This window comes from Pseudomonas oryzicola, from assembly GCF_014269185.2.
Lineage (GTDB): Bacteria > Pseudomonadota > Gammaproteobacteria > Pseudomonadales > Pseudomonadaceae > Aquipseudomonas > Aquipseudomonas oryzicola.
Genome location: NZ_JABWRZ020000001.1, coordinates 1,448,070 through 1,470,532, shown reverse-complemented (window position 1 = coordinate 1,470,532; position 22,463 = coordinate 1,448,070). Strand labels below are relative to the sequence as shown.

The 22,463-nt window shown below is 59.8% G+C and carries 13 protein-coding genes, 2 tRNA genes and 3 rRNA genes; 2 read left to right on the top strand and 16 right to left on the bottom strand.

Annotated features, from left to right (window positions below; all coding sequences use genetic code 11):
• The 14 genes from HU760_RS06680 to HU760_RS06615 all read right to left on the bottom strand — a co-directional run bounded on the left by HU760_RS06680 (position 1) and on the right by HU760_RS06615 (position 16,906).
• The gene (locus HU760_RS06680; protein WP_186680134.1) at positions 1–897 is read right to left on the bottom strand and encodes a LysR family transcriptional regulator; all 897 of its coding nucleotides are present in this window, start codon (positions 895–897) and stop codon (positions 1–3) included.
• A gap of 133 nt (positions 898–1,030) precedes the next feature.
• Positions 1,031–3,067: a pyridoxamine 5'-phosphate oxidase family protein gene (locus tag HU760_RS06675; RefSeq protein WP_186680131.1), complete on the bottom strand. Its 2,037-nt coding sequence runs from the start codon at positions 3,065–3,067 to the stop codon at positions 1,031–1,033.
• 27 nt (positions 3,068–3,094) lie between these two features.
• Positions 3,095–3,724 carry a glutathione S-transferase family protein gene (locus tag HU760_RS06670; RefSeq protein WP_186680129.1) on the bottom strand — a complete coding sequence of 210 codons (630 nt, stop codon included), beginning with the start codon at positions 3,722–3,724 and terminating at the stop codon, positions 3,095–3,097.
• 181 nt (positions 3,725–3,905) lie between these two features.
• Positions 3,906–4,457 (bottom strand): UPF0149 family protein, encoded by a 552-nt coding sequence (locus tag HU760_RS06665; protein ID WP_186680126.1) that lies wholly within the window; start codon positions 4,455–4,457, stop codon positions 3,906–3,908.
• Positions 4,458–4,547: 90 nt separating this feature from the next.
• Entirely contained in the window at positions 4,548–5,537 is a 990-nt protein-coding gene (locus tag HU760_RS06660; protein ID WP_186680123.1) for an asparaginase, read from the bottom strand.
• Entirely contained in the window at positions 5,534–6,688 is a 1,155-nt protein-coding gene (locus HU760_RS06655; RefSeq protein ID WP_186680120.1) for a hypothetical protein, read from the bottom strand. Before HU760_RS06655 ends, HU760_RS06660 begins: the two co-directional genes overlap by 4 nt.
• A gap of 10 nt (positions 6,689–6,698) precedes the next feature.
• Positions 6,699–7,595, bottom strand: a complete 897-nt coding sequence (locus tag HU760_RS06650) for a nitrilase family protein (RefSeq protein ID WP_186680117.1) — start codon at positions 7,593–7,595, stop codon at positions 6,699–6,701.
• Positions 7,596–7,740: 145 nt separating this feature from the next.
• Positions 7,741–9,678: a flavin monoamine oxidase family protein gene (locus tag HU760_RS06645; RefSeq protein WP_186680115.1), complete on the bottom strand. Its 1,938-nt coding sequence runs from the start codon at positions 9,676–9,678 to the stop codon at positions 7,741–7,743.
• Positions 9,679–9,825: 147 nt separating this feature from the next.
• Positions 9,826–11,469: an acetolactate synthase large subunit gene (locus tag HU760_RS06640; RefSeq protein ID WP_217858967.1), complete on the bottom strand. Its 1,644-nt coding sequence runs from the start codon at positions 11,467–11,469 to the stop codon at positions 9,826–9,828.
• A 289-nt stretch (positions 11,470–11,758) separates the two neighbouring features.
• Positions 11,759–11,874: ribosomal RNA gene (gene rrf / locus HU760_RS06635) — 5S ribosomal RNA — on the bottom strand.
• Positions 11,875–12,008: 134 nt separating this feature from the next.
• Positions 12,009–14,900: ribosomal RNA gene (locus HU760_RS06630) — 23S ribosomal RNA — on the bottom strand.
• Between the two features lie 233 nt (positions 14,901–15,133).
• A tRNA-Ala gene (locus tag HU760_RS06625) sits at positions 15,134–15,209 on the bottom strand.
• Positions 15,210–15,215: 6 nt separating this feature from the next.
• Positions 15,216–15,292 (bottom strand) — tRNA-Ile (locus HU760_RS06620).
• Between the two features lie 77 nt (positions 15,293–15,369).
• Positions 15,370–16,906: ribosomal RNA gene (locus tag HU760_RS06615) — 16S ribosomal RNA — on the bottom strand.
• Together the 16S, 23S and 5S rRNA genes with 2 tRNA genes alongside form the textbook arrangement of a ribosomal RNA operon.
• Positions 16,907–17,362: 456 nt before the next feature.
• On the opposite strand from HU760_RS06615, the gene HU760_RS06610 reads away from it, so the two are divergent.
• Both HU760_RS06610 and HU760_RS06605 read left to right on the top strand, forming a co-directional pair.
• Positions 17,363–18,259 (top strand): formate/nitrite transporter family protein, encoded by an 897-nt coding sequence (locus HU760_RS06610; protein WP_186677851.1) that lies wholly within the window; start codon positions 17,363–17,365, stop codon positions 18,257–18,259.
• Between the two features lie 134 nt (positions 18,260–18,393).
• Entirely contained in the window at positions 18,394–20,979 is a 2,586-nt protein-coding gene (locus HU760_RS06605) for a bifunctional diguanylate cyclase/phosphodiesterase (RefSeq protein ID WP_186677850.1), read from the top strand.
• Between the two features lie 19 nt (positions 20,980–20,998).
• On the opposite strand, the gene HU760_RS06600 is transcribed toward HU760_RS06605, so the two are convergent.
• Positions 20,999–21,328 (bottom strand): DUF2025 family protein, encoded by a 330-nt coding sequence (locus tag HU760_RS06600; RefSeq protein ID WP_186677849.1) that lies wholly within the window; start codon positions 21,326–21,328, stop codon positions 20,999–21,001.
• 122 nt (positions 21,329–21,450) lie between these two features.
• Positions 21,451–22,359, bottom strand: a complete 909-nt coding sequence (locus HU760_RS06595) for a LysR family transcriptional regulator (protein WP_186677848.1) — start codon at positions 22,357–22,359, stop codon at positions 21,451–21,453.
• Positions 22,360–22,463 lie beyond the last annotated feature (104 nt).

Here is a 22,463-nt window from a genome sequence, read left to right as displayed (position 1 = left end):
TCAGTCCAGCTGCTGCGTCCTCAATGCCTGCGCCAGCATGTCAATGAACGCCCGGACCTTGGCCGAACCGTACTTGCTCTCCCGGTGCAGCACATGGATCGGCCATGGCGCCTCCTCGTACTCGGCCAGAATCACCTGCAACTGCCCACTGGCCAGTTCATCCGCGACCTGGTACGACAGCAGGCGGGCAATGCCCAACCCGCCGCAGGCGGCGGCGATTGCCCCGTCATTGCTGGTAACCATCAAGCGGGGCTTCACCCGCACCAGAGTCGGTTCATCGGTCACCCCGAAGCGCCAGCCGGCACGTGGCGACAGGTTGGTGGTGCCGATCACCGCATGCCCCGCCAGGTCGGACGGATGCTTCGGCATACCATGCCGCGCCAGGTATTCGGGAGAGGCGCACAGCATGCGCCGGACCCTGCCCACGCGCAGTGCTTTCAGCCCGGAGTCGGGCAAGGGACCGATGCGAACGGCCACATCCATGCCCTCTTCGACCATGTTGACGATGCGGTCGAGGAAGTAGGCGGAAACGTCAACTTCGGGGTACTGCTGCAGGTAGCTGACGATACACGGCATGACGAACTTCTTGCCGAACAGGATGGGCGCGGTGACGGCCAGGTCGCCCTTGGGGGTCGAGTTGATGCCGGCGGCGGCTTCGTTGGCCTCGTGGATGCTGGCGAGGATATGCCGGGTATCTTCCAGGTAGCGGTTACCGGCTTCGGTAAGACGGACACTGCGGGTAGTGCGCAGCAGCAACTTGACCCCGAGCTGCTCTTCCAGGGCGCTGACGGCGCGGGTGACCGCGGCTGGGGAGATGTCCAGGCGCCGAGCAGCGGCGGCGAAGCTTTCCAGTTCGCCGGTGGCGACGAACACCTTCATCAGGTGGATCTGGTCCATGCGGGCTCCTGGTGTGCATGAGGTGCCGGGATTATCTTTCATTTGGGCGTTTTGCGTTGCCTGTTCTGGCCTTATCGCCAGCAAGCCAGCTCCCACATAGTTCCTGCCCAAGCCTTGAGGTCATGGAGGCATATCAGATATCCAGCACCAACACCTGCTCTCCTTCTTCCGCCTTCGCCGGCACGGCACAACAGATCAGCACCGAACCCGCCTCCGGCAATTCGGCTGGCGGGTTCGGATAGTGCACCTGGCCACTCACCAGGCGGGTCTTGCAGGTACCGCACGATCCCCCCCGGCAACTGAACTCCGGCGCCAACCCACGGGCCTCGGCCAGCTCCAGCAACGTGCCGCTACCGGGCGCCCAGCGTGCCTCCTTGGCCGAAGCCGCAAAATACACCGGCACCGCCTCGCTGGCAGCGGGCGGCTGTTGCAGGCTGGGCTGGCCCGCGTCGGTGTACCGCCGAAGCGTCGAGGGGCCGAAGGCTTCGGCGTGGATTCGCGCATCCGGTACATGCACCCCGCGCAGCCCCTCATACAACTCCTGGGTAAAACTGCCCGGGCCGCACAGGTAGAAATCGTAGTCGTCCAGCGCCAGCGTTGCCTTGACCTGCTCGATCCCCAGCCGGCCAGCGAACTGGTAATCACGCCCCACCAGCGCATGCTCTTCCGGCTGGCTCAGGGCCCGGTGCACCTGCAGCAGGCCGCCGGCCCGTCGTCGCAAGCTTGTCAGTTCGTCACGAAACGGCAGGTCGGCCAGGCTGCGAGCCCCATGGAACAGGTGGATAGGCCGTGCCTGCCCGTTGTTCAATTGTTCGCGCAGCATGGCCAGTAAAGGCGTGATACCCACCCCCGCGCCAATCAGTACCAGTGGCCGGGTGCTGTGCAGGTCCAGCACGAAGCTCCCCATGGGCGCGCGCACATTCAGCACATCGCCCGCCACAATGCGCTCATGCAAGTGCCGCGACGCCGGGCCCTGGGCCTTGACGCTGATGCGCAGGTAGCGATCGGAAGGCGCGCTGGACAAGCTGTAGGTGCGAATAAGTGCCGCCTCGCCAGCGAGCTGCACTTGCACCGGCACATGCTGCCCCGCAGCAAAGGTCACCGTGCTGTCGGCAGGCGGTTCAAGGTAGAACGAGCGGATATCGCGGCTTTCCTGTTCTACCCGCAATACACGCCACGGCTGCCATTGGCGCTGCTGCTGACGTTGCTGCAGGCGCGCTTCGGCCTCTTTCCAGGTGCCGGTCGCCAGGCTGGTTGGCGCAAATTCCTTGAACGCCCAGCGCAGGGACACGGCAGCCGGGCGCCATACCACCTGCTCGACGTCCAGCGTCCACAAGCGCTCGGCGCCTTCGAAGGCCTGGCTGGCGGGGCTGTCCAGCAGTATTTCGGTATGTCCGTAGAGCTGCAGCACATTGCCCGTGTCGAAGTCGATGAACAGTAGCCCTGCACGCGGGTTCACCAATAGATTGCCCAAGGTGTTGAAGTGCAGGTTGCCGGCATAGTCGGGAATGGTCAGGCGGTTGCCTTCGACCTTGATGAAGCCTGGCCGGCCGCCACGGTGGGAAACGTCCACCGAGCGCTGACCATCGCCATGCTCGATATAGCTGGCGACGAAAAAGGTGTCGGCGGCCTGGATCATCCCGACAGCCCTTGCATCCAGCGTTGTCGCGTCGAGCCGCCCCTGGGCGGGTTCGACGACGCGCGTGTACTCGCGCAACTGGATGTATTGCGGGCAGTTGCCGAACGACTGCTCGACCGTGACCTGCAGTTGCCCGTTGGCGCCCTGGCGGATCTGCCCGTTGAGGCGGTTGCGCCGACGGGTGTGCAATTCGATACCCAGCAGGCCGACCGCCTGCCCGGCGCTCAGCCCGGCGGTGGCGGGGTCGTCTGCTGGCAGTTGGGTGTCGATCGTCAGCTGGCGAGGGTCCGGCGAACTGACGAAGCCTTCCGGCCCTTCCAGCACAGTCGCCCAGGGCCGTCCCTGGGCGTCCACGCTGGCGGCGACCATGAACGGCAGCTGTTGATAGAACGTACGGTGCTGCTCGGGCATGTAGTCGCGAATCACCTTCTGCCCGAACGCCTCCATGCGCTGCGCGACACCGACCTTTTCCTGCAGGGTTTTCTCGCCCGCATGCCAAGGCGAGGGGCGGTGGGCCGGGTTCTTTTGCATGGCGGCGTTCCTCGGGCTGGCGAAGTGTCAGGCGCTGGTCTGCAAGCCGATCACGGTGCGCGGCATGGGCACGAAGCCCGGCAGCGCCTCGATCCTTGCCAGCCAGTTGCGTACGTTGGCATAGGGTTCCAGCGACACGTTGCCTTCCGGCGCGTGGGCGATGTACGAGTAGTTGGCGATGTCGGCAATGGTGGGGGTATTGCCCGCCAGGAAGGGTGCCTTGGCCAGTTCGGCGTCCATCACCTTGAGCAAGGTATGGGCGCGGGCAATCACTTCGTCGGTATTGAACGAAGCACCAAATACCGTCACCAGGCGGGCGGCGGCAGGGCCGAATGCCAGCGGGCCGGCAGCGACCGACAGCCAGCGTTGCACGCGGGCGGCTGCGGCAGGTTCTTCGGGCAGCCAGGTGCCGTTGTCGTACTTCTTCGCCAGGTAGACGAGGATCGCGTTGGAATCTGCAATCACCGTGCCGTTGTCATCAATGACCGGCACCTGGCCGAACGGGTTCAGCGCCAGGAAGTCCGGCTGTTTGTGCGCACCTTTGGCGAGGTCGACGAAGACCAGCTCGGTGGGCAGGTTCAGCAGCGAAAGCATCAGCTCGATGCGGTGGGCGTGGCCGGACTTGGGGAAGTTGTAAAGCTTGATCGGGTTCGACATGGGCTTGGCTCCTGGTCAGCTCCGGGATGGGCTGATGGAGCACATGCTGCACGGGTTCGCCTGGCAACGGAATCAGTGCACTGGGGAAACCATAATTTCGCCTGGCGGAACAATGGTGACGAAGGTGGCGGCCAGAGCCCCCGCAAGCCTCCGTCGCAGGGGCACAGGCACCACGCCGGAATCAGTTCAGCTTGTTGAAATACCGGAATAACCCACGTGCAGCCTCGATCACTTGTGGTACGCAGGCCTGGATGTCCTCTTCGCTCATCTGGTCCAGCAGCTCGAAGTTATCTTCCAGCCCATGCAGCGAAATGGCCTTGAGCCACTGATCCTGCTCCGCAGGCAGCGGTTCCCAGCCGGCGACCTGAGTGCCGCGCATGTAGCCAAAGCACCACTCCTCCATCACGATCACCGTGCCCTCCTCGCCTTCGCTTTCCTCGAACAGCGGCTCGAACCGGTCGATGTCATCGCCCAGGTGCTCCGCCACCTGGTTGGCGTAGCGCAGCATCAACGCCGTATAGGCCTCTTCATGCGCCGGCTTCTTGAATTTTGGTACCTTGCCACCCGCCACCACGGGCAGCCATTGCTCCGGGGTGACGGTGACCGGCGAGCTGGCCAGCGCCGTGAAAAAACCATTGAGCTCGGCCAGGTTCAGCACCGAGTAATCGTTGCCGTAGGTGATCAACAGGTCTTCGAGGCGGTCGAGTTCTTTTTCGCTGAGGGCGGGTAGCATGGTTGGACATCCTGAGAAGCAAAAGTGTGTGCACCCTAGCACAGAACCGCCCAAGGGCTGCCCGCGGTCGCCGACACGCGGGCAGTTCGTTCAGCCTGGCAACAGGCTTTGCAGCAGGTGCTGCCTGCCGCTACCGATCAACAACCACAACAGAATGCGACACTTGCGTGGGCAAAGCTGCCCAGCCAGGTGTACACCTTTGCCTTGCAGGTCGATCTCGGCTCCGGCAAAGCCATAGGTCGCGCGGGCGGTAGGGCCACTGCCTGTGCGGGTGGCGACGATTACCGGCAAGGCGGGCACGAGCATATCCAGCACCTGGGCCCAACAACCGGAAACATGTCCCGCACCAAATCCGGCAATGACCAGCCCCTCGTAACCCAAAGTGGCAACGGCCTGTAACAACGCCGTATCCGCGTCCAGGCAGGCTTCCAGCAGTGCAACACGATGCTCGGTGCGTTGCGGTAGCGGCAGCACCTGCCGCCGAGTAGCCGGCTGGCGATAGACCACCACGCCCTCCACGACATCGCCCAGGGCGCCAGCACCGGGCGACTCGAATGCGGCCATCGCCAGGCTGGCGGTCTTGCGCACCCTTGCTGCGCTGTGGACCTGATCGTTCATCAGCACCAATACGCCGCGCCCACGGCTGCCCGGCGCCAGGGCAACGTTCACCGCAGCCAACAGGTTGGCCGGGCCGTCGCAGCCCGGCTGGCTGGCCGCGCGCATGGCTCCGGTCATCACGATTGGCGCATCGAACGGCCACAGCAGATCGAGGAAATACGCCGTTTCCTCAAGGCTGTCGGTACCTTGGGTCAGGATTACCGCCTGCGCCCCGCGCTCTACCTCAACACGGGCCCAGGCCAACACGTCGAGCAACGCCGCAAAGCCCAGCGAGGCGCTGGGTAGCAGGCCCAGCGTGGCCATTTCAAGCTGGGCCAGCTCACGCAGCTGTGGCACGTTTGCCAACAATTCTTCGCAACCAAGCCTGGGCACCACCGCGCATCCATTGGCGCTTGCCTGCATGCTCACCGTGCCTCCCAGGCTGCCGATCGACAGCTTGGGCAGATGTGTTTGCCCGCTCATGCAGCACCTCCTGCCAACAGGCCAACCAGCGGCACGATCCCTAGCGTGCTGACGGCCATCGACAGCACATTTCCTATGTAGCCGTGCATGTAGGCCGGCAAGCGCTGGGTAATGGCCACTGCCAGCGGGGGAGCCACCAGCGCGCCGAACACGGCACTGCCCACCACTACTTGCCAGCTGCCACCATGGGCAAGCACAGCGGCCGGGACGATAGAGACGATGGGGATATAGGTGGGGTACCACCCTCGTGCCTGCCATTGATGACGCCAGAACAACACCCCGACCAGTGAGGCCAACGCCTGCCCGGCGACCATCGGTAGCAGCAGCAGCGAACCGTAGGCCGGCGCTGCCGGGGCCAGCATGTAAGCCAGGAACACGCCCAGCAGCAGCCCGAGGCTGGCCAGCTCATTACCGAAGAATGGCGCTTCGCTGAAATCGGCCAAGACACGTCGCAAGGTCCAGACAACGCCGTAATCGGGTTGGGCAGCAACAGGTTCGCGCACCACGGGCTTGTGGCTGTGCCGTACCCATGACGGAAAGCGCCGGCACAGCATGAATGCCACCAGGCTTGCCAACGCCATGCCGCCAACGTTGCCGACCACCACCGGCAATTGCAGCGGATAACACAGGTAATTGACCATCAGCAGACTGGCCGGGGTTACCAGCAACGCCCCCAGCAGTGCGCCGCTGAGCGTGACCCGCCAACCCGCGCCGTACAGCAGCACCATGGCCGCCGGCAACGATACGAAGGCGACGAAGGTCGGCTGCCAGGTACCACTGGCCAAGGTCCATCCCCAGAACGCGTGGCTGAGCAGCAGGCCCAACAGCGAGCTGGTGAATACCCATGGCCATAGTCCGCTGCCATAGCAGATGGCAAAACCCTGCCAGCGATACCCGTACATATGGGCCACGTGAGCCAGGCAAGCCCCAAGCAGCAAACCCAGGGCGGGCAGTTCGTGCTTGTAGAACGCCACCTCACTGATATCACCGACGATCCAGCGCAGCCGGCTCAGTGGCTGATCGAGTGTCGCCGCCAGTTGCGTGTAGTCCGGCCATTGGCCTTGGGCGAGGCTCGCAGCCAGCGTCCCCAGCAGGCTGACAAAGAGCACCAGGGGCAAATGCTTCCGATCCAGAGCGTGCAAGGTTTTCATATGCGACTCCTCAACGCGGCATCGGGGCATGCAGGCGATAGCCAAGGGTCGCGTCATAGAGATCGGTACGGCGGTCCCGTGGCAGGTCGTTGAGGTTGTTCCAGATCGGTGCCGAACGTGAACTGCTGAGGTCGACATCGGCAACGACAATGCTCTCCTCTTCGGCACTGGCCACCTCGCCGATGGGCCAGCCATTGGTACCGGCGATCAACGAACAACCCAGGAAGCGCCCACCCCGCTCATGGCCTATGCGGTTGGCTGCGGCGATGTAGAGGTTGTTGACGTGTGCCGCGGTCATGGTCAGGTAAGAAGCCATGCAGCGCCCTGTGTCATCGAACAACGGTGGCGGGGTCCAAACCCAGTTGTTCAGGCTGCAGATGATGTCGGCACCTTGTGCCGCCATCAGCCGTGGCACTTCAGGGAACCAGATGTCCCAGCAGATCAGCAGGCCGATACGGCCGATCGGTGTCTCGAATACCGGAAAGCCCAGGTTGCCAGGGGTGAACCAGAGCTTTTCCTGATTCCACAGGTGGGCCTTGCGGTAATGCCCTAGCAGGCCTTCCGGGCCGAACAGTACGGCACTGTCGTAGAGCTTCAGCCCGTCGCGTTCGGCAAAACCTGCGGCCAGGTAGACCTGATATTCCCTGGCGAAATCCGCCCAGGCTTTCAGGCTGACGCCTGCCTCCAGGGTTTCGGCGTGGGCATAGGCCTCTGCGCGAGTGCGGAAGGTGTAGCCGGTGTTGGCCAGCTCAGGCAGCACGATCAGGTTGGCGCCTTCACGCACGGCACGACGGGCCAATGCCAAGCCCTTGCTCAGGTTGCCGTCGCAATGCTCGAGCCCGACCTGCGGGTCGTATTGGACGACAGCGACGCGTACTGGACTGACGGCGGAACAGTGTGCAGACATGGCAGCTTCCTTCTTGTGGTTGTTTTGGAAGGGCGCCAGTAAAGCGGGGTTGGGCTGGGGAGTGACAGTCAGGACACTCCCACCAGTTCGAAGGAAAGGAAAAGAGATATTGTAGGAAGGGCCCTACAACCACACGCTAACAGCCTTAGATCCTGACTTGATAGTGCGGATAGTGGCTCAGGGTGAAACCACCCTGAAACTGCGCTGATGTTCTATCGCAAAGGTTGATCACGACATCCACAGCCGTACGTAAACACGGCTCGGTCCAGCCCGCATCAACAGAGAAGGACTCTCCGGCCAGATACAGGCCTGACAGGGCACTGAAGTCGCGGTTGTACTTCATCAGGTTTACCGCATCGTAGTAAGTGCCTGCCCGATACAACTTTGCACATCCCAGGGCGTTTTTATCTGTCATCCAACGTTGTATGCGGATGTTGCGAGTGTCAATGTAGGGTGATATGGCCTCACCTATGTTGCTACAGCGCAGCAGAATTCGATCAAGCTCGTTCACGCATTTCTGCCCCAACTCCTCGTCGGAAAATGCTGCCAGCTTCGTTGCATCATCCTCCCAGGTATAACTCAGCAGGATGCAGTCCTCTGGGTAACTATCGTTGTACCGATAGGCATACACGTCGTGGACAAAACTGTCGGTTACCAGGACCTGGGGCAACGCTGACTTACGGTCCAGGAAGCGCTTGTCCAGCGGAGCATATACCTTGCAGCTTGTCTCCCAATGGGCATGCTTCCAGGCATCGACGATTGTCTGCGGCAGTACCTGGCGATTGAAACCGTCAAGACGGATGTTGGTTTCGATCAACCAGGATGGGGTAGTCAGGATCACACTGTCGAAGTCCTGGTATCGGATGCTCTGGTGAGCCGGATCACTGCAGTGCCAACGATAACCGACTCGCAACTGGCCATTTTCCAGCTTTTGTAGCGAACAGACAGAGGTGTCGGTGAGTAGCCCATCCTCTCGTTGCAGCAGGTGATCGTACAGCGAGGTACCGCCCAATCCGAAGTCTAGAAACATAAGACTTTCATCCAGCGCCGCGAGCCCGATATACGCTGGCCCCTGAAACATCAACCCTTTACTGTCAGGGACACGGCTGGCTTCGAGGTGCGGTGCAGCATAGGGCACACCCTCCTGATCGACACGCCCATGGACCAACTGTAGGTGGCTACTGAAGCCAAAGATTGCTGTACGCAGCGGATACAGGCAGCAGACGTCATAGAACGCTCCCCAGCTGCCATCCCCAATGCCGATCGCATAGAAGATCGCCGATTCGTCGCTGCTCATGCCTAACCCGCCAAAATCACCAGGGTTTGCAGGGTCCCAGGCCTCAAGCGTGGGTAGATGCACCAGTTCTCTGAACGATAATCGGTGATAGCGTTCAACGATGGCCGACCACATAGACTCCCAGCCATAAGTGCCATAAACCGCCGCGATACGCTCGGCGAAGCGCGTCGCAAAATGGTGCCACTTGTCATAGACCTGCTTGAGTATCGGGGTGGGTGGAGGTGTCTTGCCTTCTGGGTTACGCCAGACCAGCAGCGCAGGATCGCCACCACTCTCTAGCTGGCCATCACGAAGATATATTCCCGTGGCATTGACCCACGGTGTCCCCGGATTCGGAAAATCGGAAATGCGCAGGTCGAACAGCTTGGCGTAGTAGGCCATAAGCGAGCGACCGTCTTTAGGGGATTCGCCAGTCCTGTTGAAAAACGGCATGCGCATGGCGCCCATTTCGAAAGGGGTTGCCGGTTGCTTGTGATTTCCTTTGCTATTCACCAAAGTCAGGTGACGCCCCCCCACACGCTGTGACTGCTCGAACAAGGAGATGCGGGTAAAGCCGCAGCGTAATAGTTCTCGAGCCGCCGTCAGCCCGGTAATCCCGGCACCCACGATGCAGATCCGGTGATCTGGCTGAGTGGCTCGTGCAACGCCTCTTTCCTGTTCGATCAGACGGCGGTAATCAAAGCAGAGATCAGGAGGGTTAGGGTAACGCGCGGCCCACGGCTGCATGGGCTGGGAGGGCTCGATGGCGAGGTTTGCAGGATGGTTGTGTGTTGAACCGATGGTCATGTTCTCGTGCTCTTCATGCGTTGAAGAACCGAGCGTGAACAATTACCAAAGGGGTGAAGGGGTTGTTAATTAGCACCAGCCGACAGCCAGAGGATCGGGAGATACCTGTGGCTGCCGGATAGGCAGCAGCAACTGGGCTGTTACGCTTTACACCGCCAGCGCGCGCTCACGCAGTTCGCTGTTGAGGATGCGGTCGTTCTCGCTGTAATCGACCGGGCAGTCGATCACGTGCACGCCCGGGGTCTTGATGCAGTGCTCGAGCAGTGGCAGCAGGCCGTCGGCGCTTTCCACACGGTGGCCGTTGGCACCATAGGCTTCGGCGTACTTGACGAAGTCCGGGTTGCCGTAGTCCAGGCCGAAATCGGTGAAGCCCATGTTGGCCTGCTTCCAGCGGATCATGCCGTAGCCGTCGTCACGCAGGATCACCACGGTGATGTGCATGCCCAGGCGTACTGCAGTTTCCAGCTCCTGGCTGTTCATCATGAAGCCGCCGTCGCCGCACACCGAGATCACCGGGCGGTCCGGGTGCACCAGGTGCGCCGCCATCGCCGATGGCAGGCCGGCGCCCATGGTCGCCAGGGCGTTGTCCAGCAGCACGGTGTTGGGCTTGTGCGCCTTGTAGTTGCGGGCGAACCAGATCTTGTAGATGCCGTTGTCCAGGGCCACGATGCCTTCGGACGGCAGCACGCGACGGATGTCGGCCACCAGGCGCTGCGGGTAGACCGGGAAGCGGTTGTCGTCGGCACCTTCGGCTATCTGTGCTTCGTTGGCTTCACGGATGGCCATCAGGCGGGTGAAGTCCCAGTGCGAGGTGTCGGTCAGCGCTTCGCTGATCTGCCAGACGGCGTTGGCGATGTCACCGATCACTTCCACCTGCGGGAAGTACACGGCATCGACTTCAGCGGAGCGGAAGTTGATGTGGATGACCTCGGTGCCGCCACGGACCATGAAGAATGGCGGCTTCTCGATCACGTCGTGGCCGATGTTGACAATCAGGTCGGCCGCTTCGACGGCGCGGTGGACGAAGTCACCCGACGACAGTGCAGCGTTGCCGAGGAAGCGCGGGTGGCGTTCGTCGACCACACCTTTACCCATCTGGGTAGTGATGAACGGAATACCGGTCTTGTCGATCAACTGCTTGAGGACCTTGGCGGTCATCTTGCGGTTGGCGCCGGCGCCGATCACCAGGATCGGGTTGCGCGCTTTCTGCAACTTTTCCACCGCAGCTTCGATGGCCTTGTGCTCGGCCAGGGGTCGGCGGTGCAGGCTTGGCGGAATCGGCAGGCTGTCGGTCTGCTCGGCGGCGATGTCTTCCGGCAGTTCCAGGTGGACTGCACCCGGCTTTTCTTCTTCAGCCAGGCGGAAGGCTTCGCGCATGCGGGCCGGGATGTTGTCGGCCGAGGCGAACTGGTGGGTGTACTTGGTGATGGGGTCCATCATGCCGCACACGTCGATGATCTGGAAACGACCCTGCTTGGACTTCTTGATCGGCTTCTGGCCGGTGATCATCATCATCGGCATGCCGCCCAGGTAGGCATAGGCGCTGGCGGTAACCAGGTTGGTGGCGCCAGGGCCGAGGGTGGACAGGCTGACGCCGGTCTTGCCGGTCAGGCGACCGTAGGTGGCAGCCATGAAACCTGCGGACTGCTCGTGACGGGTAAGTACCAGTTTGATCTTCGACTTGCGCAGGGATTCCAGCAGGTCGAGGTTTTCTTCACCGGGAATACCGAAAACATACTCGACACCTTCGTTTTCCAGGCATTGCACAACGACATCGGCGGCCTTGGCCATCTTGCTTGCTACCTCAAGTGATGGAACGGTGGAAATCCGGAATGCGCAGCACGGTACGCTGGCATCACCTGGCCCGGAGGCAGAAGTGCCCCGAACCAAAGTCTTGACGTAGGGTAGATGCGGAAAAGTCACGCTGATGTGGCACGAATGTTCGCGGCTTGCGGTGGTGGCGCGGTCAGTGTGGGAGCGGCGCACCCACTCCCAAAGGGACTGCGCATGCCTGGGAGTTTTAGCGCCACAAAGACAAAACCCCTACCTGCATGCGCAGATAGGGGTTTTGCGAAATGAATCTTGACGATGACCTACTCTCACATGGGGAAGCCCCACACTACCATCGGCGATGCATCGTTTCACTGCTGAGTTCGGGATGGGATCAGGTGGTTCCAATGCTCTATGGTCGTCAAGAAATTCTGTTGCCAGAAGGTCTTGGTAGACACTCCAGCGAATCCGGATATGTGATGTTCGTGGTTCGTTGCGAACTTTCGGTTCGTATCATCTTCACCACCGCAATCTGCGCTAGCAAATTGCTTGGGTGTTATATGGTCAAGCCTCACGGGCAATTAGTATTGGTTAGCTCAACGCCTCACAGCGCTTACACACCCAACCTATCAACGTCGTAGTCTTCGACGGCCCTTCAGGGAACTCAAGGTTCCAGTGAGATCTCATCTTGAGGCAAGTTTCCCGCTTAGATGCTTTCAGCGGTTATCTCTTCCGAACATAGCTACCCGGCAATGCCACTGGCGTGACAACCGGAACACCAGAGGTTCGTCCACTCCGGTCCTCTCGTACTAGGAGCAGCCCCTCTCAAATCTCAAACGTCCACGGCAGATAGGGACCGAACTGTCTCACGACGTTCTAAACCCAGCTCGCGTACCACTTTAAATGGCGAACAGCCATACCCTTGGGACCGGCTTCAGCCCCAGGATGTGATGAGCCGACATCGAGGTGCCAAACACCGCCGTCGATATGAACTCTTGGGCGGTATCAGCCTGTTATCCCCGGAGTACCTTTTATCCGTTGAGCGATGGCCCTTCCATACAGAACCACCGGATCACTAAGACCTACTTTCGTACCTGCTCGACGTGTTTGTCTCGCAGTCAAGCGCGCTTTTGCCTTTATACTCTACGACCGATTTCCGACCGGTCTGAGCGCACCTTCGTACTCCTCCGTTACTCTTTGGGAGGAGACCGCCCCAGTCAAACTACCCACCATACACTGTCCTCGATCCGGATAACGGACCTGAGTTAGAACCTCAAAGTTGCCAGGGTGGTATTTCAAGGATGGCTCCATGAGAACTGGCGTCCCCACTTCAAAGCCTCCCACCTATCCTACACAAGCAAATTCAAAGTCCAGTGCAAAGCTATAGTAAAGGTTCACGGGGTCTTTCCGTCTAGCCGCGGATACACTGCATCTTCACAGCGATTTCAATTTCACTGAGTCTCGGGTGGAGACAGCGCCGCCATCGTTACGCCATTCGTGCAGGTCGGAACTTACCCGACAAGGAATTTCGCTACCTTAGGACCGTTATAGTTACGGCCGCCGTTTACCGGGGCTTCGATCAAGAGCTTCGCTTGCGCTAACCCCATCAATTAACCTTCCGGCACCGGGCAGGCGTCACACCCTATACGTCCACTTTCGTGTTTGCAGAGTGCTGTGTTTTTAATAAACAGTCGCAGCGGCCTGGTATCTTCGACCGGCATGGGCTTACGGAGCAAGTCCTTCACCCTCGCCGGCGCACCTTCTCCCGAAGTTACGGTGCCATTTTGCCTAGTTCCTTCACCCGAGTTCTCTCAAGCGCCTTGGTATTCTCTACCTAACCACCTGTGTCGGTTTGGGGTACGGTTCCCAGTTATCTGAAGCTTAGGAGCTTTTCTTGGAAGCATGGTATCAACCACTTCGTCGCCTAGAGGCAACTCGTCATCAGCTCTCGGCCTTGAAATCCCGGATTTGCCTAAGATTTCAGCCTACCACCTTAAACCTGGACAACCAACGCCAGGCTGGCCTAACCTTCTCCGTCCCTCCATCGCAATAACTGGAAGTACAGGAATATTAACCTGTTTTCCATCGACTACGCTTTTCAGCCTCGCCTTAGGGACCGACTAACCCTGCGTCGATTAACGTTGCGCAGGAAACCTTGGTCTTTCGGCGTGCGAGTTTTTCACTCGCATTGTCGTTACTCATGTCAGCATTCGCACTTCTGATACCTCCAGCAAGCTTCTCAACTCACCTTCACAGGCTTACAGAACGCTCCTCTACCGCGTCATCGAAGATGACACCCGTAGCTTCGGTGCATGGTTTGAGCCCCGTTACATCTTCCGCGCAGGCCGACTCGACTAGTGAGCTATTACGCTTTCTTTAAAGGGTGGCTGCTTCTAAGCCAACCTCCTAGCTGTCTAAGCCTTCCCACATCGTTTCCCACTTAACCATGACTTTGGGACCTTAGCTGACGGTCTGGGTTGTTTCCCTTTTCACGACGGACGTTAGCACCCGCCGTGTGTCTCCCATGCTCGGCACTTCCAGGTATTCGGAGTTTGCATCGGTTTGGTAAGTCGGGATGACCCCCTAGCCGAAACAGTGCTCTACCCCCTGGAGTGATACATGAGGCGCTACCTAAATAGCTTTCGAGGAGAACCAGCTATCTCCGAGCTTGATTAGCCTTTCACTCCGATCCACAGGTCATCCGCTAACTTTTCAACGGTAGTCGGTTCGGTCCTCCAGTCAGTGTTACCTAACCTTCAACCTGCCCATGGATAGATCGCCCGGTTTCGGGTCTATACCCAGCGACTAAACGCCCTATTAAGACTCGCTTTCGCTACGCCTCCCCTATTCGGTTAAGCTCGCCACTGAATATAAGTCGCTGACCCATTATACAAAAGGTACGCAGTCACCTAACAAAGTAGGCTCCCACTGCTTGTACGCATACGGTTTCAGGTTCTATTTCACTCCCCTCTCCGGGGTTCTTTTCGCCTTTCCCTCACGGTACTGGTTCACTATCGGTCAGTCAGTAGTATTTAGCCTTGGAGGATGGTCCCCCCATGTTCAGACAAAGTTTCTCGTGCTCCGTCCTACTCGATTTCATTGACAAGAGATTTTCGTGTACGGGGCTATCACCCACTATGGCCGCACTTTCCAGAGCGTTCCACTAATCTCAAATCAACTTAAGGGCTGGTCCCCGTTCGCTCGCCACTACTAAGGGAATCTCGGTTGATTTCTTTTCCTCAGGGTACTTAGATGTTTCAGTTCCCCTGGTTCGCCTCTTGCACCTATGTATTCAGTGCAAGATACTCAGCTTGTGCTGAGTGGGTTCCCCCATTCAGAGATCTCTGGATCACAGTCTGTTTGCCGACTCCCCAAAGCTTATCGCAGGCTACCACGTCTTTCATCGCCTCTGACTGCCAAGGCATCCACCGTATGCGCTTCTTCACTTGACCATATAACCCCAAGCAATCTGGTTATACTGTGAAGACGACATTCGCCGAAAATTCGCATGTTGCTCTTTCGAGCAGAACTCACAAATTTTACCTTAGCCTGATTAACCAGCAGTGAAACTGGTCATCAGTCTATATCTATCACATATCCGAATTTTTAAAGAACGATCTGACAAAAGTCAGAAATCAACATTCGAGGCGAATGCTCATTTCTGAGTTTGATCAAGTAAAGCAAGTGGTGGAGCCAAGCGGGATCGAACCGCTGACCTCCTGCGTGCAAGGCAGGCGCTCTCCCAGCTGAGCTATGGCCCCGCATATTGGTAGGTCTGGGCAGATTTGAACTGCCGACCTCACCCTTATCAGGGGTGCGCTCTAACCAACTGAGCTACAGACCTATATAGGGTCTTGATCGTCTTCAACCATGAATCAAGCAATTCGTGTGGGAGCTCATCAGCAGGCTGATGTCGTCGATTAAGGAGGTGATCCAGCCGCAGGTTCCCCTACGGCTACCTTGTTACGACTTCACCCCAGTCATGAATCACACCGTGGTAACCGTCCCCCCGAAGGTTAGACTAGCTACTTCTGGTGCAACCCACTCCCATGGTGTGACGGGCGGTGTGTACAAGGCCCGGGAACGTATTCACCGCGACATTCTGATTCGCGATTACTAGCGATTCCGACTTCACGCAGTCGAGTTGCAGACTGCGATCCGGACTACGATCGGTTTTGTGAGATTAGCTCCACCTCGCGGCTTGGCAACCCTCTGTACCGACCATTGTAGCACGTGTGTAGCCCAGGCCGTAAGGGCCATGATGACTTGACGTCATCCCCACCTTCCTCCGGTTTGTCACCGGCAGTCTCCTTAGAGTGCCCACCATGACGTGCTGGTAACTAAGGACAAGGGTTGCGCTCGTTACGGGACTTAACCCAACATCTCACGACACGAGCTGACGACAGCCATGCAGCACCTGTGTCAGAGTTCCCGAAGGCACCAATCCATCTCTGGAAAGTTCTCTGCATGTCAAGGCCTGGTAAGGTTCTTCGCGTTGCTTCGAATTAAACCACATGCTCCACCGCTTGTGCGGGCCCCCGTCAATTCATTTGAGTTTTAACCTTGCGGCCGTACTCCCCAGGCGGTCAACTTAATGCGTTAGCTGCGCCACTAAAATCTCAAGGATTCCAACGGCTAGTTGACATCGTTTACGGCGTGGACTACCAGGGTATCTAATCCTGTTTGCTCCCCACGCTTTCGCACCTCAGTGTCAGTATCAGTCCAGGTGGTCGCCTTCGCCACTGGTGTTCCTTCCTATATCTACGCATTTCACCGCTACACAGGAAATTCCACCACCCTCTACCGTACTCTAGCTCGCCAGTTTTGGATGCAGTTCCCAGGTTGAGCCCGGGGCTTTCACATCCAACTTAACGAACCACCTACGCGCGCTTTACGCCCAGTAATTCCGATTAACGCTTGCACCCTCTGTATTACCGCGGCTGCTGGCACAGAGTTAGCCGGTGCTTATTCTGTCGGTAACGTCAAAACAGCAAGGTATTAGCTTACTGCCCTTCCTCCCAACTTAAAGTGCTTTACAATCCGAAGACCTTCTTCACACACGCGGCATGGCTGGATCAGGCTTTCGCCCATTGTCCAATATTCCCCACTGCTGCCTCCCGTAGGAGTCTGGACCGTGTCTCAGTTCCAGTGTGACTGATCATCCTCTCAGACCAGTTACGGATCGTCGCCTTGGTGAGCCATTACCTCACCAACTAGCTAATCCGACCTAGGCTCATCTGATAGCGTGAGGTCCGAAGATCCCCCACTTTCTCCCGTAGGACGTATGCGGTATTAGCGTTCCTTTCGAAACGTTGTCCCCCACTACCAGGCAGATTCCTAGGCATTACTCACCCGTCCGCCGCTGAATCAAGGAGCAAGCTCCCGTCATCCGCTCGACTTGCATGTGTTAGGCCTGCCGCCAGCGTTCAATCTGAGCCATGATCAAACTCTTCAGTTCAATACTGCTTGGGTTTTTAAGAAACCCTAAACTTGGCTCAGCAATCTCAAATGACTATGTGATTTCTCGCATGGCCACTTGTGATGCTGATAATCTTTGTGACTATCAGTCCGTACTCACAAGCACCCACACGAATTGCTTGATTCGATTTGTTAAAGAGCGTTTGGTTAAGAGCGTTTCGTCTCAACCGAGGCGCGCATTCTACGCTTTCCTCATTTGCTGTCAAGCGTTTATTTTGAAGTTTTTTACCGCCAGCCCCTTTCGAAACCTTTGAACTTCAATCACTTACCGCTTGCCCCGAAGCGTTCATCGCTGCGAGGAGGCGAATAATACGCGCTTTGAAATCAGAGTCAACACCTTGATCTGAAAAACTTTCTTGCAGCGTCGGCAAACCGCCGGCAACTAATGAAAGCGCCGCGAATCTGTAAAGGAACACCCCAACGGAGCGGAGCGACCATGAGCGATACGCAAAGCGAGAAAACCCCAGGCCTGTCGGCAGACGAGGAGCAGGAAGTCAGCTTGAACCAACCGCCCCGGGCGGCGGTACTGCACGAGATCATTCGTTACCAGGGCGACCAGGAGCTGGAACGTACCCTCGCTGCGCTGTGGTGGTCGGCCCTGGCTGCCGGTTTGTCCATGGGACTCTCGCTCATGGCCATGGGCTTGTTCTACGCCCGCCTGCCGCAAGGCGAAAGTGCCCAGGTGGTCGCCAGCATCGGCTACAGTGCCGGCTTTCTTGCCGTGATCCTGGCACGTCAGCAGCTGTTCACGGAGAACACCCTGACCGCCGTGTTACCGGTCATGACCTCTCCAACCCTGGCCAACTTCGGGCGCCTGCTGCGACTGTGGAGCGTGGTATTGCTCGGCAACCTGGCCGGCACCCTGCTGGTGGCCTGGGTCATGCTGGAACTGCCGATCTTCGACACCAAGACCGACGTAGCCTTCCTCGAGGTGGGCCGCAAGGTCATGCAGAACGACATCAGCCAGATGTTCGCCAAAGGCATCGTGTCGGGCTGGATGATCGCCACCATGGTCTGGATGATCCCGTCGATGGAGCACGCCAAGATCTGGATCATCCTGATGATCACCTACCTGATGGCCCTGGGCGACTTCACCCATATCGTGGTCGGCTCGGTCGAAGTGTCCTACCTGGTGTGGGCCGGCGACGAAACCTGGCGCAGTTTCTGGCTGGAGTTCGCACTGCCGACACTGGCCGGCAACATCGTCGGTGGCAGCTTCATCTTCGCCTTGATCAGCCATGCGCAGGTGCGCAGTGACAGCGGCAAGCCGCCCTCGCGCTTGCTGAAAGACAAGCCGGCAGGCGACCGTCGCCGCAAGGACGACCAAAAGTGAGCGCAAAAGCGCTCGCTCGCCGGTTGCCCTGCAATTTCTCCAGCGCCCAGGCTGCCAAGCTGAAGCTGGCCTATCCTGATTGAACCTCCTTCCTGAATGCTTGGCGGGAGGCTTCCTGAAGGAGCCGCTCGCGCATGGCCAGGACCGCCAACCTTGCACCCGCCAGCCCCACACCTCGCTTGCAGGTGCGCCGCCTCATCGCCGGCTTCAGCGCCGTTTTCGGCCTGGCCTGCCTGGTCATCGTCGGCGCCTTGTTCAATATCGCCGGTACGCTTGACCAGCAGGAGCGCCAGCGCAGTGCCGTGCAAGCGAACCAGGCGCTGGAACAACGCCTTCTCGCCTCGCGCCAGTTTCTGTCCGCCTACGCGGTATGGGATGCCGCATACGAGCACCTGGCAGGGCAGACCGACTGGAAGTGGGCCTATGAAGAAAAGAACGTGGGCGAGTCGTTGTACAGCGCCAGCGGCTACGAAGGGGTATTCGTGGTGAACGACACGCATACCACCTACGGATTGTTCAAAGGCCAGCCTACCCAGGCGGCGGCCAGTACTTATATAGAGGATGCGTTGCAGCCGATCATCGACCAGGCTCGTGCGGCGGCCATACCCCGTGAGCAGGTCAGCCGTTTCGTCCTGTTCAATGGCTGGCCGGCGGTGCTCAGTGCCGCAGCAGTGCGCCCGGACCGGGAGGTCACCGAGAACGAGGTGAGCCAGGCGCCGGTAATGCTGTTCGTCGACCAACTCACCGAGGACAAGCTGGCACGGTTGGGCACCGGTGTCGGCCTGAGCGGCCTGCACGTGGAAAAGGATGATGTGGGGGAGCACGAGCATTTGCACATCGACCTCGGCAACACCGGCTTCCACCTGTCCTGGAACAACCCGCTGCCGGGACACCAGTTGTTGCAGGCCGTGCTGCCGCCGCTGGCAGGTGCCTTGCTGATTCTCGGCCTGGTCATGCTGTACCTGTTCCGCCATGCCTTGCGCAGTTCGCGGGCGATCGACCTCACGCTCGCCCGCTTGCAGCAGAGCAACCAGGCCCTGGAAGCTAGCGAACAGCGCTTTCGCGCAGTAGCCGAGTCGGCATCCGACTGGATCTGGGAAACTGACCGACAGCAACGCCTGAGCTATCTGTCGCAACGCTTCACCAAGGTCACCGGCTACCCGGTGAGCGACTGGCTCGGCCAGCCGCTTAACCAATTGCTGGCCTGCGATACCACCCCCCTCTCGCCGTGGCTGGATGCCTTGGCCATGGCCGATCCGCAACAACTGGCCAACCTGCGCTGCACCTACCGCGACCAGAATGGCCAGAACCGCTATTGCCGGATTTCGGCCCGTGCCATCTGGTACGACGACAAGCCCATCGGTTATCGCGGCACCGCCAGCGACATCACCGACGAAGTCGACGCCCACGCCCGCATCCAGCACCTGTCCCTGCATGACCCGCTGACCGGGCTGGCCAACCGTAACAAACTCGCCCGGCACCTGGAGCAGGCGCTGCTGCGCGGCAGTGACTCGCCGCCGATGACCTTGCTGCTACTGGACCTCGACGACTTCAAACCGATCAACGACACCCTCGGCCATACCGCCGGCGACGCTGTGCTGCTGGAGGTGGCCACGCGCCTGCGCGACAGCACCCGCGATGGCGACCTGGTCGCACGCCTGGGCGGCGACGAATTCATCCTGGTGCTCAGCGGCATGGACAACCGCAGCGAAATCGACAGCTTCTGTGCGCGCCTGATCGCACTGCTGCAGCAGCCCATCATGTTCGACAGCCAGCCCCTGCACGTCGGCGCCAGCATCGGCGTAGCCCAGACCCGCACCCAGGGCTTCGATGCTGGCGAGCTGATCCGCTGCGCCGACATTGCCCTGTACCAGGCCAAGGCCGACGGCAAGAATACCTGGCGCTATTTCGCCGCCGAGATGAACCAGCAGATCCAGTACCGGCGCCAGCTGGAGAACGACATGCGCCGGGCCCTGCGCAACCAGGAGTTCGTATTGCATTACCAGCCGCGCTACCGCCTCAGCGACCTGCGCATCGTCGCCGTCGAAGCCTTGCTGCGCTGGCAGCACCCACAGGAAGGGCTTCTGGGGCCGGATACCTTCATCCCGCTGGCCGAACACAGCGACATCATCGTCGCGCTGGGCCGCTGGGTGCTGCGCGAAGCGTGCTACACCGCCCAGGACTGGCCTGCCGACGTGCTGGTTTCGGTAAACCTGTCGCCCGCCCAGTTCCTGCGCAGCGATGTAGTGGCCGATGTTCGCGAGATCCTGCTGGACACCGGCTTCCCTGCCCAGCGCCTGGAGCTGGAAATCACCGAAAATGTGATGCTCAACGATATCGAAGGCGCGTTGGGCACCATGCTGGCACTCAAGGAGCTGGGCGTGCGCCTGAACATGGATGACTTCGGCACCGGCTATTCGTCGCTGGGCTACCTGCGCACCTACCCGTTCGACAGCATCAAGATCGACAAACGTTTCATCGGCGGGCTCGGCAGCGGCGGCAGCAGCGACCGCGCCGTCGTCCAGGCCATCATCAGCCTGGGCAAGGCGCTGGGGCTGACGGTGACGGCAGAAGGGGTGGAGAGCGAGCAGCAACTGGAGATGCTGGAGACGGACCTGTGCCATGAGGTGCAGGGCTATTACCTGAGCCGCCCGCTGGACAGCGTGGGGCTCGATGCGTTGTGGCACCAGGCCTCCGAGCGCTCGGCCCCATACCTGTAGCGCCGCCTTTGCAGGCGCTTCAGCAATGCTGCTGCAGGCTGCGTTCGGCGACGATTTCCGGCAGATCGTCGCGGCGCATGTAGGCACGCAGCGGCTCACCGATGTTCAAGCGCTCATCCACATGCTGTTCGAGCAACAGCGCCAACCGTTCGCGGCACAGCGCCATGCGCTGCCCCTGCTCGGGCCGCCAGACAAACTCGCTGCAGGGTGTGATGCTGGCATCGGCCACGTCCATGCCGAACGCGTCTTCGGAAAAACGCACGATATGCACGCCGCGCTTGCCATTGAAACCGACAAAGCCCTTGAGCTGGTCGGCAGCGTTGCAGATGTCCTGAGAAGTGATGGCCATGACGTAACCTCGCAATGAAATCGGAAGATACGCACGCCAGGCGGGGAAGGGTCGCCTCTGCGGGCGACTCATGGGCGAAAGCCTAACGCAAGCCGCGGCACGGATGCCACGGTTTTCACCGCTCAGTTGCCGCCATCGACCTGCGAGCGCAGTACCTCGCCCAGCCATTGCATGAACGCCTGGACCCGGCGCGGCACGTGCCGTTGCCGGACATACAACAGTGACACCGGCATGGCCGGCGCCTGCCAGTCTTGCAGCACGGAAACCAACTCGCCGCGCTTCAGGTGCTCGGCCACGGCCACCGCCGGCACCTGGATCAGCCCCAGCCCGGCCAGGCAAGCGGCCGAGTACGCCTCGGCATTGTTGACCGTGACCGCACCGGCCATGGCCTGGTAGCGCAATTCATTGCCGTGCAGGTATTCGAAGCCGGCGCTGCGCCCGCCCAGGGTGCGCACATAGTGCACCAACTGGTGCCCGGCCAGGTCCTGCAAAGTGCGAGGCACACCGTAGCGAGCCAGGTAGGCTGGGCTGGCACAATTACACATGCTCAGCTGCCCGACCGGTCGCGCCGCTACATCCAGGTCATGCAGGACACCAATACGCATCACGCAGTCGAAGCCTTCGCGCAACAGGTCGACCTGGCGATCGGTACAACTCAGCTCCACTTCCAGGCGTGGAAAGCGCTGCAGGAACTGCGGCAGCAGCGGGATGATGAGCCGACGGGCCATCATCGTCGGCAGGTCGATACGCAGGCGCCCGGCCAGCTCGGCATCGTCGGCCCGGAACAGGCTTTCGATTTCGTCCATGCCCGACAGCAGGTCCTTGCTGCGCTCGTACAGCAAGACGCCGTCCTGGGTCGCCCGTACCCGACGGGTGGTGCGGTTGAACAGCTGCGTACCGAGCATGCGCTCCAGCGCCCTCACCTGCTCCGACACAGTCGAACGTGGCAGCCCCAGGCTTTCGGCCGCCAAGGTGAAACTGCTGACCTCACTGACCCGCACGAACGTGCGCAACAACTCCAGCTTGTTCAATCAGGCCTCCTGCTATCCGGTTTTACCGAACAGTATTTCCATATTTGCTGGATTTAACAGTCCATGGCTGACCAATAACCTGTCCTCATCCACCCACAATGAGG